We start from the raw sequence: 13,572 nt of genomic DNA on the forward strand, positions 1-13,572 counted from the left end.
TGAACTCGCCGACAAGAACCGTAGCTTTAAGTGATAGAGAGCTTAAAGACGTTTATCCGCGTTAAGGGTAGTGAGGTTGCTCAGTATTCTTTAAATAGTGAGCGACGAATATAGGTGGTACCGCGATAATAACGCCCTATGACTAGCAATTTTTTTTGCTGTTCATAGGCTTTTTTTATTGGTCGATTTTTTGAAATAGCTACTGTAAGCATATCGAATAATGAAAAATTGAGTTTATATAAAAAAAGGAGAGAAAAAGATGTCTTTTAATCATCACGAAATAGAAACGAAATGGCAAAAATTCTGGCAGCAGGATCACACCTTTAAAACGACAGAAGACGACGACAAGGAATATTTTTATGCCTTGGATATGTTCCCCTACCCGTCAGGTCAAGGTCTGCACGTTGGGCATCCAGAAGGCTACACGGCAACAGATATCATTTCACGCCTCAAACGATCACAAGGATTTAATGTTCTTCATCCGATGGGTTGGGACGCTTTTGGCTTACCAGCAGAACAGTATGCCTTGGACACAGGAAACGATCCGGCTGAATTTACCGAGAAAAACATTCAGACCTTTAAACGTCAAATAAAATCTCTCGGCTTCAGCTATGACTGGGAAAGAGAAATCAACACAACCGATCCCGAATATTACAAATGGACGCAGTGGATCTTTACAAAACTGATGGAACACGATATGGCTTATCAGGCAGAAGTACCCGTAAACTGGTGTCCAGAGTTAGGGACCGTTTTAGCCAATGAAGAAGTCATTGACGGAAAATCTGAACGAGGCGGACATCCCGTTTACCGCAAACCTATGAAGCAGTGGATGCTTAGAATAACAGCCTATGCGGACCGACTACTTGAAGATTTGGAAGACGTGGATTGGCCTGAACACATCAAAGACATGCAGCGTAACTGGATAGGCAAGTCCGAAGGGGCAGAGATCACCTTTAAGGTTAAAGACTCAAGCGAATCCTTCGCTGTCTTTACTACGAGACCCGACACGCTGTTCGGCGCAACTTATGCCGTTCTGGCTCCAGAGTCTGAATTGGTGGATAGAATTGCTTCAGCTGATCAGAAAGATGCAATTAAAGCCTACCGTATAGAAGCCGATAAAAAATCTGATCTGGAACGAACAGATTTAAACAAAAACAAAACAGGCGTCTTCACCGGTGCTTACGCGATCAACCCGGTCACAAAAGAAGAAATGCCGATTTGGATCGCGGATTACGTCCTGGCTTCATATGGAACAGGCTCAATAATGGCCGTTCCTGCGCATGATGAACGTGACTATGAATTCGCACAAAAATACGACTTGGAGATCCGCGCCGTCCTTGAAGGTGCTGAACCTGATAAAGAAGCATTCGTCGGTGATGGAAAACACATCAATTCAGACTTTATTAACGGCTTGGGATTAGAAGAAGCCATCGACAAGATGATTGCTTTTCTTGAAGAGAAAAAACTCGGTGAAAGGAAAACAACATACCGTTTAAGAGACTGGTTGTTCGCACGTCAGCGTTACTGGGGCGAACCGATCCCGGTGATCCACTGGGAAGACGGCACGACCACGACGATTCCTGAAGACGAATTACCGCTCATTCTACCAAAAACAACCGAAATCAAACCCTCCGGCACAGGAGAATCACCACTGGCAAACATTACCGAATGGGTCAATGTGGTGGACGAAAAAACAGGCATGAAGGGCAAGCGCGATACCAACACCATGCCACAATGGGCTGGCAGTTCCTGGTACTTCCTACGTTTCATTGATCCTGATAACAAAGATATGTTGGCTGATCCGAAGAAACTGGAAAAATGGCTACCCGTTGATCTGTACATTGGTGGAGCTGAACACGCGGTCCTGCATTTACTTTATGCGCGTTTCTGGCACAAATTCCTATACGATTTAGATTTAGTTCCAAACAAAGAACCCTTCCAGAAATTGTACAATCAGGGAATGATTCTAGGTGACAACAATGAGAAAATGTCTAAATCCAAAGGGAACGTTGTCAATCCGGATGATGTTGTAAATAAATATGGTGCAGATACACTGAGACTCTATGAAATGTTTATGGGACCGCTCGATGCAGCAATTTCCTGGAACGAAGATGGTCTAGAGGGTGCACGTAAATACCTAGACCGTGTCTGGCGTTTATTTATCGACGAAGACAATAAGTTGAGGGACCGCATCACCACATTTAATGATGGATCCCTTGAAGTTGTCTATCATCAAACCGTGAAAAAAGTGACCGAAGATTACGAAGCTCTTCAATTTAATACGGCTATTTCTCAACTGATGATATTCATCAATGCAGCCTATAAAGCTAAAACCTTGCCGCTTGAGTATCTAAAAGGCTTCGTGATATTATTAGCTCCAATTGCGCCTCATTTAGGTGAAGAACTGTGGACGAAATTAACGGAGTCAAAGGAAAGCATCGCGTATGAACCTTGGCCGACTTTTGACGAAACGAAACTGGTTGAAGATGAAGTTCAAGTCGTTTTCCAAATCAACGGAAAAGTCCGTTCGAAGAATCAGACCTCCAGAACCATTTCCAAAGAAGACCTGGAAGCGATGGCGCTGAGTGACGAGAAAATCCAAGAACTTTTAGAAGGAAAAACCATTCGTAAAGTGATCGTAGTTCCGGGTAAACTGGTTAATATCGTAGCGAATTAAGGCGATAATAAGCAGTGGAACCTTTACAATATAGTATATTAAAATAAGTACAAGTAAACAGAGCAAGCATTGTCATAATGCGTCTGCTCTGTTTTTTTTATAGTTAAATAATTCGCAGTTTGAGATCAATAGGACATACTGAAATTCATTTACTGCGTGAGTTGAAGTTATAAGGCGCTATAAGCCAAACTGGGAAGTCGATTGCGATTTGAGTTGAAGTTATAAGGGGCTATAAGCCAAACTGAGAAGTCGATTGCGATTTGAGTAGAGGTTATAAGGGGCTATAAGCCAAACTGGGAAGTCGATTGCGATTTGAGTAGAGGTTATAAGGCGCTATAAGCCAAACTGAGAAGTCGATTGCGATTTGAGTAGAGGTTATAAGGCGCTATAAGCCAGACTGGGAAGTCGATTGCGATTTGAGTTGAAGTTATAAGTTATTTCAAGACTCTACAAGCCAGATGACTAAAAACATAATAGCTGAGACTCAAAAAAGTATACTCGCGACGAAGCACTAGTTCCGGCTTGATGCAACTAGTGATTAAATATAATCTTGACCGATCATATCGTCCAAACTCTTCTTTTTTATGGCTTCCTCATCGGCGATACGGTAAAATAAAGACAACACATATTAAGACTTCTCAAATGAAACGGGGACGGTCATATGCAAAACAAGAATGAATTAAAAACACCGACGAAACAAGATCTCAAACGGTTCACTCGTCTTTTGTGGTCAACCAATATATCGAAAGGCTTAATTGTTATCGGTTTGGCAGGCAGCCTTCTAACCACTTTGACGCAACTCATGATACCGCTGGCTACTCAACGGTTTATAGATGGGATCGAGTTTGACTTTTTCACACCCTGGATGATAGCTGCAATCATTGGTATCTTTATAGTTCAAGTCATATTTAATGGCTTTTCGAATTATGTGTTACATAAAATTGGTCAGCATGTCGTCGCAGGCTTGAGAAATTTTCTATGGAATAAAATCATTAAATTGCCTGTTACCTTTTTTGACCGGTATGCTTCAGGAGAAATCGTCTCTCGCTTAACGAACGACACCTCGATCGTTCAAAATTTAATTTCTTCATTTTTTCCGCAATTTATAAATGGCATTTTGACACTGGTAGGTATCTTTTTTATCCTAATAGTCATGGACTGGCAGATGACCTTGGTGATGTTGACGGCTGTACCGTTAGCCTTGGGTTTGATCCGTCCGCTGGGAAAACGCATTGCGAAAGTTTCTAGGGAAATGCAGGACGAGACTGCGAAGTTTTCGGGAAAAGTTCAGCAGACCATTGCAGAAATTCGGTTGATGAAATCATCTACGGCTGAAAAGTACGAGAAGGAAAAAGGAGAAGATGAAATTACCAAACTTTATCGCATCGGTTTAAAAGAAGGTAAATATATAGCCATTATAGGTCCGCTGATGTATACACTGATGATGGGCGTCATGGTCTTTGTTATCGGGTATGGTGGCGTGCGTGTTGCTCGCGGTGTGATGACGACGGGGCAACTGGTTGCGTTCCTGCTTTATCTGTTCCAAGTGATCTTTCCGATAACGACGTTCATGAACTTTTTCATGCAGATCCAGAAAGCAGCTGGAGCTACAGAACGGATCGCTCAAATACTCGATGAAAAAGAAGAAGCCGAGCGACCAGGCATGGAGCTGCCTATCGAGCATTTACCGATTACCTTTGATCGCGTTAGTTTTGCCTATGAACAGGGCAAAGAAGTGATTCATAACATATCGTTCAGCACGCGGCCAGGTGAAAAAATTGCTTTTGCCGGTCCAAGCGGTGGAGGAAAGTCGACCGTTTTTTCCCTTCTTGAACGCTTTTACACGCCAGACAGTGGCGAAATCCGTGTAGGCGATACACTGATCGAAGATATCAGCTTGCATTCATGGCGGAGTCAAATCGGCTATGTATCTCAGGAGAACGCGATGATGTCAGGAACAATCAGAGAAAATCTATGTTATGGCCTGCCTCATCCTGAAACACTGACCGAAGAACGCTTGTGGGAAGTCCTGGAAATGGCTTATGCCAGAGACTTTATCAATCAATTCCCCAATAAACTGGAAGAAGAAATCGGCGAACGCGGAATCAAATTGTCAGGCGGTCAGCGCCAGCGGATCAATATTGCCCGTGCCTTTTTAAGGGATCCTAAAATTTTAATGATGGACGAAGCAACGGCCAGTCTAGACAGTCAATCTGAAAAAATCGTCTCGCAAGCATTGAATAAATTGATGGAAGGACGGACAACATTTGTCATTGCTCACCGTCTCAGTACGATTTTAGATGCTGACAAAATCGTCTTTATAGAAGAAGGCCGACTGACCGGTATTGGTAAACACCAGGAATTAATCCAAACACATCAACTTTATCAGCTATTTGCCAAGCAGCAGTTATCAAATGAGTGACAAGATATATATTTGATGACAATTCTAGAACGTTTCATGAATCTTTACCCTAAAAGATTGCACCCCCAGCAATAAAACAGTAGAATAAGGGTTAGGTAAAAAAGGAGCCGTGTGCTCCTTTTTTTCATGAGTATAACGACATGAATCTGAAATTAAATCTCTTGAGTAAAACGAATTAAATGGCTAGACCTCTTGTATTAATGTAAGAGGATAAATTGAAAGAAGGTTTCAACTGAATGGATAACGATACAACGACAAATATAGTTCAAGCTGAAGAATCACACGACAGTAGAATGGTCAATGGAGCAGCCTGGATGACTGCCGGAAGCATGATTTCTAGGATCCTGGGAGCTTTATATATTATTCCCTGGTTTGCCTGGATGGGTGGTCAGGCACCGGGAAATGCGGCTATGGCACTGTATCAAATTGGTTATATTCCGTATGGCTTCTTTCTGGCTCTCGCTACCGCGGGCGTGCCGTCAGCGATTTCCAAACAGGTCAGTTACTACAACGCGCTGGGAGAATATGAAATCTCCAAAGGCATTTACAAGCAGGGACTGAAAATCATGGCATTTACGGGTATTGTATCTGCATTGGTCATGTATTTCATTGCCCCAATCATCGCTCAGTCAAGTCCGTCAGCGAATACAAATGAAGCGATCATCGTTATGCGGTCATTAACTCCGGCCTTACTTATCATCCCGGCCCAAAGTGTGACGCGTGGCTTTATTCAAGGTCATAATAAAATGGCCCCTTCAGCGATTTCTCAAATCATCGAACAGGTGACACGGATTATATTCTTATTGATTGCTGTTTACACAATAAGACAAGTCATGAATGGAGAAGTCGTGACGGCTGTTGCCTTTTCAACTTTCGCAGCTTTCATAGGAGCGATATTCTCGCTGGGATACTTAGCGTTCAACCTTAAGCACATGAAAACGGCGTTTGATTATGCTCCAGAAGATAGTGCCGGGAAATTATTGGTTTCACCCAACCAGCTGATCGTCAATATCATCAAAACGTCGATTCCGTTTATCATTATTGCGACCGGGATCATCGTCTTTCAGATGGTCGACCAGCTGACCTATAGCCCATTGATGCGTCAGTTTTCCAATATGAGTGATGATATGATTGAAGCCACCTACGGAATAACTCAAGGAAATGCGCACAAACTGATCATGATCCTAACGTCATTCGGGACGGCTTTAGCCATTGCCTCCGTACCGTTGATCAGCGATTTGATTGCCAAGAATAACATGAATGAAGTGAGAAGACAGTTTTCCAAAGCAGTGCAATTGTTGCTTTTCGCCATGTTCCCGGCTGCCATCGGTATGGCTGTCGTTGCTGAACCATTATATGCCGTATTTTTTGAACAAAGTGATTTAGGCACACGTATTACGCAATTATCTGCTGTAATGAGCATCTTTGTGGCACTTTATGCGGTACTGGGTAATATCCTGCAGGCTTCCAACCTGACACGACCGGCGATCAAAGCCTTGTTTACCGGTTTAGTCGTGAAAGTGCTCAGTCAAGTAGCCTTTGTTGCCTGGTTTGGGCCCTATGGTATATTGCTGTCCGCGATCGCAGGCTTTTTAGTCAGTTGCGGTATGATGATGATGATCATGCACAAACATACGCACTATTCAGCCACCCGCCTGTTCAGACGTTCGTTCTTGATCTTGATGCTAGCACTAGCAATGGGAGTAGGAACGGGGCTCACGAAGTTCGGTTTGGACTTTGTCATCGACTATAACAGCCGTTTCCAATCACTGATCAGTTTGGCTGTTATTTCAGTCGTAGGTATTGTGATTTATGGTTACCTGGCACTGAAAACAAAATTGGCCGATCGCTTGATTGGTACAAAAGCAGCTAGCGTCCGTCGTAAATTGAGAATGAACTAAATATAAAAAAATGTGAATGAAGAAAGGAGTTCGTATGCGCTTAGATAAACTTCTAGCCCACAGCGGGTTAGGCACACGAAAAGAAGTCAAAAAATTATTGAAAAAGAAAATTGTAGAAGTGAATGAGAAAATTGTCGTTGACCCTAAAACACATGTGGACCCTGAAACAGATACCATCACGGTTTTAGGAGAACCTATTGATTACCAGGAATATGTCTACTTCATGCTGAATAAACCACAGGGCGTCATCAGCGCGACGGAAGATCAAATGCATGACACGGTCATCGATTTGCTCGAACCACAAGATAGCTTGCAGGAACCGCATCCGGTCGGGCGACTTGATATCGATACAGAAGGATTGTTGCTGTTGACCAATGATGGCAAACTGACGCATCGCTTGTTGTCACCGAAGCATCATGTGGACAAATTATATTATGCGCAAGTGGATGGAATCGTGACTGAAGAAGATGTTGAGGCCTTTAAAGCAGGCGTGACATTAGAAGACGAGTACGGAATATATGTAACCATGCCCGCGAAATTAACGATTTTGGAAACAGATGAAGAAGCTGGGACATCTAAAGTGGAAATAACGATTCAAGAAGGAAAATTTCATCAAGTCAAACGCATGATGGAAACGGTAGGTAAAAAAGTAACCTACTTGAAACGTGTATCCATGGGCGACTTGCAACTGGATCCGCTGCTTGAATTAGGCGCGTATCGTCCTTTGACTGAAGAAGAAGTTGAAATGCTGGAAAACAGTTAGAAATTAGAAAAAAGACAGGGAGGGTGACAAATCACTTGGGCTGAAAAAGCTGAGTGATTTGACCTTCTCCTGTCTTTTTTTACACAAAGAGATCGCGATCATATAGTTGGCTAGCGATTGTCTTCAATACTTTTTTTATAAATCATAACTTTTATGACTAGATGTGAGTAATATGAACTCGATCTTAAGAAGTGGAGTCAGTTCTGCTCTTAACTACTGAAGAAACGTACCCAATCGTCGGGAGTTAGTCCTATTTCGAACACAACTTCTTAAGATTAGCGTCCAATCTTAAGAAGTATCCGCGCTTACACCGCTAACTTCTAAAGATAAGGCAAGCAACGAACGTTTAGAATGAAAAAAACCTCCGATGTCGGAGGTTTTTCTTATGAATCATTTAGGTTATGTCTTTTCTAAAAGACAAAGGTTTGTAGAATAAGGGCGAGGAAACCAGCGGAAATATAAGCGGCGGCAATACTCATCGTCCAGATCGATTTTCTTTTTTCATAGGCATATTCTTCATCTGTATATTCGCCACTTCCTTTAGGTACTTGCCACAACGTGAAGACAAATAAAGCCGCGATACCTAGAAAGTAAACAAGTTGAAAGTCCATCCACATAAGTATAAAACCCAGTAGAAATACCCATGAAATAATCCATAACAATTTCTTTTTCATTTAACGTCATCCTTCACATTAATGTTTCTAACTGTTTCATTGTATCGTGTATAAAGACGACTAGCAATTGAAAAAAGTGTGAAAGAAGAACACTAAACAAATTGCAAACAAAAAATGAGTGGTCAAATGAGCCGGCTAGCGCTGCAGAGCTTACTAAACTACCAGCACGTAGCATCTAATAACAAAGGGATACTAGGCTCACTTCACACCGATCAAAGCCATTTCCGTTGTTTATCTTTGGTGATTTCCTTCATCGTTATGGGGATCTGTTTAATTATTTCGGTAGGCAACGTCACGTAATGAGTCAAACTGAGTTCATCAGCGATATAACTGTGCAGATAAACGGCAGACAAGACACCTTCTTTGATCGTATTGAATTGGGGGACAAACCCACCGATCATACCGGCCAGCGTGTCTCCCATACCGCCTGTTGCCATCGAAGGGTTACCCGTTGTGTTTTCCCAGACCTCATTATCGCAGTAGACTTCAGTACGTGCTTTTTTCAGAACGACGATGGCTTTCAAATCTTTAACGTATTCCTGGTTTACTTCTACAAACTGTTCATCGGGAGACAGTTTTGTCAGTGTTCGCCATTCGCCCAAATGAGGCGTTAAAATTAGCGTAGCTTTAGGTTCCGGTACCAATTCATTCATGTGTAAATAAATACCGTCGCCATCCACCAGTAAAATTTGATGAGATTTAACTGTCTCATACACGGTCCGCAAAATGTTGAGTGATTCGTTATCACGACCGATTCCCGGGCCGATGACGATCATCTCCATAGAACTCACGTGGTCTCTGAGTTGTTCTGGATCGTTCATGGGCACAAACATAGCCTCTGGCAAACGCGCGTGTAAGGCGTCTTTATTAGACGGATGTGTGGCGACAGTAACCAGCCCCGCACCACTATAGACGGCAGCAGCAGCGGCTAAAATAATCGCTCCGCCCATATTTTCATTGCCACCGACAAATAAGACCCGTCCATATGAGCCTTTATAACTGTTACGTTCCCGAGTGGGCATAAACGCTTTTACTGCTTCTTTGGTGATTCTATTCATATAAAACCCTCCTAATAATCACAGATACTTACCCTTAGTTTAGTACTTAATGAGAAAAGAATCACGTCAGAACAATCGGCTGCACCAAATTAAATAAACAGCGTTCGTAACTGTTTTTTAAATCATTTATCTTAAAGAATAAAATGTACAATTGGAGTTTGATGCATTTAATGATAAAATGGTAAAAGAGAGTAAAGTTACTCAATCAAGGAGGACGAAAGAATGACACAAAATATAGACTGGAAAGCAGAAGCAGCCAAGCGCAAGGATGCTTATTTGGAAGATTTATTTGATTTATTACGTATTGATTCAGTACGTGACGACGAAAATGCAACAGATGAAGCACCTTTAGGTCCTGGACCGAAAGAAGCACTTGAAGCCTTCTTGGCATTAGGTGAGCGTGATGGATTCTTAACTAAAAATGTAGATAACTGGGCAGGCCACATCGAATACGGTGATGGCGACGAATTAATGGGCATTTTGGCTCACGTAGACGTCGTACCAACAGGAACTGGTTGGGAAACAGACCCATTTGAACCTGTCATCAAAGACGGCCGTTTGTATGCTCGTGGTTCAAGCGATGATAAAGGCCCCGGAATGGCAGCTTATTATGCGCTGAAAATGATTAAAGACTTGGAGTTGCCCGTTTCCAAAAAAGTCCGTTTCATTATTGGTACGGATGAAGAAAGTGAATGGAAGGGCATCAAGCATTATCTAGAAACTGAACCAGAACCTGACTTTGGTTTCTCACCAGATGCCGCATTCCCTATCATCAACGGTGAAAAAGGAAACGCAACGGTATTTATTGAAACAAAAGGTGCAGTCGATGGTGGATCAGAAGAATTAGTCCAGTTTGAAGCAGGCTTACGTGCCAATATGGTTCCTCAAGAAGCCGTTGCGGTCGTTAAAAGTAAAAATCCTGAAGCGTTACAAGCTGGTTTAGCAGACTTCTTAGACGGTTTACCGGTTTCTGGCGTTGCAGCTGTCGATGGTGACCAAGTGACATTAGAAATGACAGGTAAAGCAGCACACGGCAGTAAACCAGCCAGTGGTGTCAATGCGGCCACTTATTTAGCCCGCTACTTGTCTGATTTCGATTTCGCAAAAGATGCCAAAGACTTCTTGGAATTGACGATGCTTTATCTGCATGATGATCCTGAAGGAGAAAAATTAGGTATTGCCGTGACCGATGCAATAATGGGAGAATTAACGTCTAACCCGGGTGTCTTTGCATTCAAAGCGAATGAAGGCGGAAAAATAACGGTCAATATGCGTTACCCACAAGGAACGACGGAAGAAGAATTGTTTGCAACATTTAAAGCAAAACTAGCTGACTATGACGTGACATTATCCAAAGCGAACGGAAAAGAACCACATTATGTTCCTGCAAATGATCCCCTAGTCACAACCTTATTAGATGTGTATCATCGTCAAACAGGTTTAGAGGCGCATGAGATGGTTATCGGCGGCGGCACATACGGTCGTCTAATGGAACGTGGCGTTGCTTTTGGCGCAATGTTCCCTGACAGTATTGATACGATGCACCAGGCCAATGAATTTATGGCGATCGACGACTTGATGAAGTCAATGGCTATTTATGCAGAAGCCATTTACGAATTAATTAAATAAGACGGATCAACTAACAGACACCTTCTCTATTGCTTTTATGAAGCAGTAGGGGGGGTGTTTTTCTATATTAATCAAGCAAAATATAGTCTTTTTAAAAAAACGTCAATCTGCACTAAAAGCTATGTTATACTAAGTTTAAATACACTGATAAAGGAGACATCTCATGATGAAATTACTATCCGACATATTTAGATCCCTGCAATTATTTATTAAAGAAAACAAAGCCGTAACTAGTATCATTTCAGCGTTGGTCCTTGTTTTGTTTATTATTGTGACCATTGGTATTGGACAATCACGTCACCAAGTGGAAAATCGAAGTATCCAAGCTATGAGTTCAGAAGTTGAAGATACAATGGAAGACAACGCTACATATTCTTATGAAAATAACGAAAAAGATTCGACCGAGAATAACGATGAGGATGACTTGGAATCAACAGATGATGACGAAGATTTAACTGAAGAAGAAAATACGGAAGAACTGGGCGATGATGAGACTGACGAGTCTGAGGATGTTGAAGTAACAGTAGAAGAAACTGTAGTGGATGATGTTTCTGATAATGAAGATACAGAAAAGACTGAGACTGAAGAAACTGAAAAGACATCGACTTGGACAGCGCCAGTGGAAAATGCCTCGTCATCTACCAATACGAGCACAAATCAGTCGCCTTCCAAAAAAACATCAAGCCAGCCGGTAACCAATAAACCAAGCAGTTCCAGTACTGGGACCACTACCACCACATCACCCAAAGAAGAAGTTAGTAGAGACGATGAAAAAGTAGAAAAACCTAAAGAAGAAGTGAAAGAACCCGTAAAAAAAGAGCCAGTAGTTAAACCGACACCTGAAGAAGAACCTATCGAAGAAAAACCCGTCGTCGAAGAGGAGAAACTTGATGGAAACTCGGATGAATCAAAAGAAGATATAGCTGATGAAGAAGAGAGACTAGATAAAAGTAATGAGAATGATACACCTTAAATTCATAAATAGGTAGAAGCTAGCCTTGTGCTAGCTTCTTTCTGCCTTTAAAGAACTTATTAATGTCTACTGAAGATTAAAATTTTCATTGAGTCTGCACTTTGATGCTCGAAATGACGAAATCACTAAAAACATAAAAGGAAGCATCGAACACCAAAGTTGTCATGCTGAAAATCGTAAGACCTAATAGGATGAAACGACGGATCTCAAGACCCGTCGTAATCAAATTCCGATTCAAAAAGAAAAGACTATTCGACCTTTATCTTCTGAAAAAAGAAGGGTAGAGGAGAATAGTCTTTTACCTTTTTAATTGACGTTCGCGTGGTCGACTGACCAGGTTTCGCCTTCTTCCATTAGGATATGGCCGGATTCATACGGTTCGTTGTCGAGCGTAATTAAAACTTCCTCAACGCCATAGTATTCGCCGATTGTATTGACGACTCCTTGTAGAATCATGGCTTCAACACCGGAACCAGCATTCATATCTGCCAATTCGACGGAGAAGTCGGCATGCACAACACCGTCCTGGCGGAGATAAATGAAGTTTATGTCCACGCCATCAGCGATAACTTGGGCCGTTTCGGTATCTGGTGCTTGTCCTTTGAGAATATCTGCGATCGCGAGTCGAGCAGGATCGTTCGTATAGAGCTCCATCTTTACTAGCGTGCTGTCGAGCCCCATGGCCTGATCATCGACGCTGTATACAGTGAGCTGAAATTCTTCGGGTCTGTTTTCTGAAATTGTTCTCAGGGTAGAAGAGATATTATTTGCTTCATCGTCATCCACTTGGAAAACACGCTCAACTAAACCGATGTTTTCACCGTAATACTCAATGACTTCACTGCCGTCAGCATAAGAACGGGTCACTTCGATGGTCAACACATTACCGATGGGTAAGTCTTTTTCAATGTTGATCCCCGTTATTTCTGCCATAGAACCGCTGGGACTTTCCCAGGAATGACCTTCTTCGAGAGGCTGCTGCAGGATGATCTCGAAATCTTCCTGTTCACTGGCTAAACCAGTATCGTCAAAATCTTCCCGGAAATAGGTCTCAGCTCGTTTGAAGACCTCTCTCACTTCGTCATCAGCATACTCATAAATAATGACGATTTCAGTTCCACCTGTCGACTCCACTATTTGCAGCGTGTCGTCCTTAACAAATTGGGGATAGCGGGTAAAGGGTGCAAATTCATTGCCCTGGCCTTCATAATCGAGTAAAGTGTCTTCGAGTTGAGGGAACCAGACAGTTATGTCCTGGTCTACTTCAGCCTCGTCTTCGTCCTCAGGATCATCTTCGTCGGAATCCGTATCAGGATCCTCAGTATCGGTTTCGTCTACCGGAACTTCCTCTTCTGTACCAGGGGTTTCCGGTTCAGTTTCATCGCCGAAAAGCCAGCTGCACCCGGATAAAAGCAATCCGGAAACGATTAGAGAAGAGGCAAGTGTGACGCCTTTAGTTGCCGACATTTTGAACC

General features: G+C 42.4%; 9 protein-coding genes. 6 read left to right on the top strand and 3 right to left on the bottom strand.

The annotated features are described in order from the left end of the window. Positions 1–259: 259 nt before the first annotated feature. From leuS to ACO1PF_RS09555, 4 genes are all read left to right on the top strand, one after another. Positions 260–2,677, top strand: a complete 2,418-nt coding sequence (gene leuS / locus ACO1PF_RS09540; protein ID WP_423188819.1) for a leucine--tRNA ligase — start codon at positions 260–262, stop codon at positions 2,675–2,677. A gap of 661 nt (positions 2,678–3,338) precedes the next feature. Beyond that, positions 3,339–5,099 (top strand): ABC transporter ATP-binding protein, encoded by a 1,761-nt coding sequence (locus ACO1PF_RS09545; protein WP_423188820.1) that lies wholly within the window; start codon positions 3,339–3,341, stop codon positions 5,097–5,099. 236 nt (positions 5,100–5,335) lie between these two features. Beyond that, positions 5,336–7,000, top strand: a complete 1,665-nt coding sequence (locus ACO1PF_RS09550; protein WP_423188821.1) for a putative polysaccharide biosynthesis protein — start codon at positions 5,336–5,338, stop codon at positions 6,998–7,000. 34 nt (positions 7,001–7,034) lie between these two features. After that, the gene (locus ACO1PF_RS09555; RefSeq protein WP_423188822.1) at positions 7,035–7,763 is read left to right on the top strand and encodes a pseudouridine synthase; all 729 of its coding nucleotides are present in this window, start codon (positions 7,035–7,037) and stop codon (positions 7,761–7,763) included. Positions 7,764–8,173: 410 nt separating this feature from the next. On the opposite strand, the gene ACO1PF_RS09560 is transcribed toward ACO1PF_RS09555, so the two are convergent. Together ACO1PF_RS09560 and ACO1PF_RS09565 are read right to left on the bottom strand one after the other, a co-directional pair. Beyond that, on the bottom strand, positions 8,174–8,437 hold the full coding sequence (locus ACO1PF_RS09560; RefSeq protein WP_423188823.1) for a hypothetical protein: 264 nt from the start codon (positions 8,435–8,437) through the stop codon (positions 8,174–8,176). 212 nt (positions 8,438–8,649) lie between these two features. Further along, a complete protein-coding gene (locus ACO1PF_RS09565; RefSeq protein WP_423188824.1) occupies positions 8,650–9,495 on the bottom strand; it encodes an NAD(P)H-hydrate dehydratase in 846 nt (281 codons plus the stop codon). A 222-nt stretch (positions 9,496–9,717) separates the two neighbouring features. Between ACO1PF_RS09565 and pepV the strand changes: the two genes are divergently transcribed. Both pepV and ACO1PF_RS09575 read left to right on the top strand, forming a co-directional pair. Next, entirely contained in the window at positions 9,718–11,124 is a 1,407-nt protein-coding gene (pepV, locus tag ACO1PF_RS09570) for a dipeptidase PepV (RefSeq protein ID WP_423188825.1), read from the top strand. Between the two features lie 163 nt (positions 11,125–11,287). After that, on the top strand, positions 11,288–12,097 hold the full coding sequence (locus tag ACO1PF_RS09575; protein WP_423188826.1) for a hypothetical protein: 810 nt from the start codon (positions 11,288–11,290) through the stop codon (positions 12,095–12,097). Between the two features lie 306 nt (positions 12,098–12,403). On the opposite strand, the gene ACO1PF_RS09580 is transcribed toward ACO1PF_RS09575, so the two are convergent. After that, a complete protein-coding gene (locus tag ACO1PF_RS09580; RefSeq protein WP_423188827.1) occupies positions 12,404–13,564 on the bottom strand; it encodes a GerMN domain-containing protein in 1,161 nt (386 codons plus the stop codon). Positions 13,565–13,572 lie beyond the last annotated feature (8 nt).

This window comes from Alkalibacterium sp. f15, assembly GCF_049389645.1.
GTDB lineage: Bacteria > Bacillota > Bacilli > Lactobacillales > Carnobacteriaceae_A > Alkalibacterium.

Coding starts and splice junctions, on each gene's coding strand:
- leuS (WP_423188819.1), top strand. CDS start 260: ATGTCTTTTAATCATCACGAAATAGAAACGAAATGGCAAAAATTCTGG.
- ACO1PF_RS09545 (WP_423188820.1), top strand. CDS start 3,339: ATGCAAAACAAGAATGAATTAAAAACACCGACGAAACAAGATCTCAAA.
- ACO1PF_RS09550 (WP_423188821.1), top strand. CDS start 5,336: ATGGATAACGATACAACGACAAATATAGTTCAAGCTGAAGAATCACAC.
- ACO1PF_RS09555 (WP_423188822.1), top strand. CDS start 7,035: ATGCGCTTAGATAAACTTCTAGCCCACAGCGGGTTAGGCACACGAAAA.
- ACO1PF_RS09560 (WP_423188823.1), bottom strand. CDS start 8,437: ATGAAAAAGAAATTGTTATGGATTATTTCATGGGTATTTCTACTGGGT.
- ACO1PF_RS09565 (WP_423188824.1), bottom strand. CDS start 9,495: ATGAATAGAATCACCAAAGAAGCAGTAAAAGCGTTTATGCCCACTCGG.
- pepV (WP_423188825.1), top strand. CDS start 9,718: ATGACACAAAATATAGACTGGAAAGCAGAAGCAGCCAAGCGCAAGGAT.
- ACO1PF_RS09575 (WP_423188826.1), top strand. CDS start 11,288: ATGATGAAATTACTATCCGACATATTTAGATCCCTGCAATTATTTATT.
- ACO1PF_RS09580 (WP_423188827.1), bottom strand. CDS start 13,564: ATGTCGGCAACTAAAGGCGTCACACTTGCCTCTTCTCTAATCGTTTCC.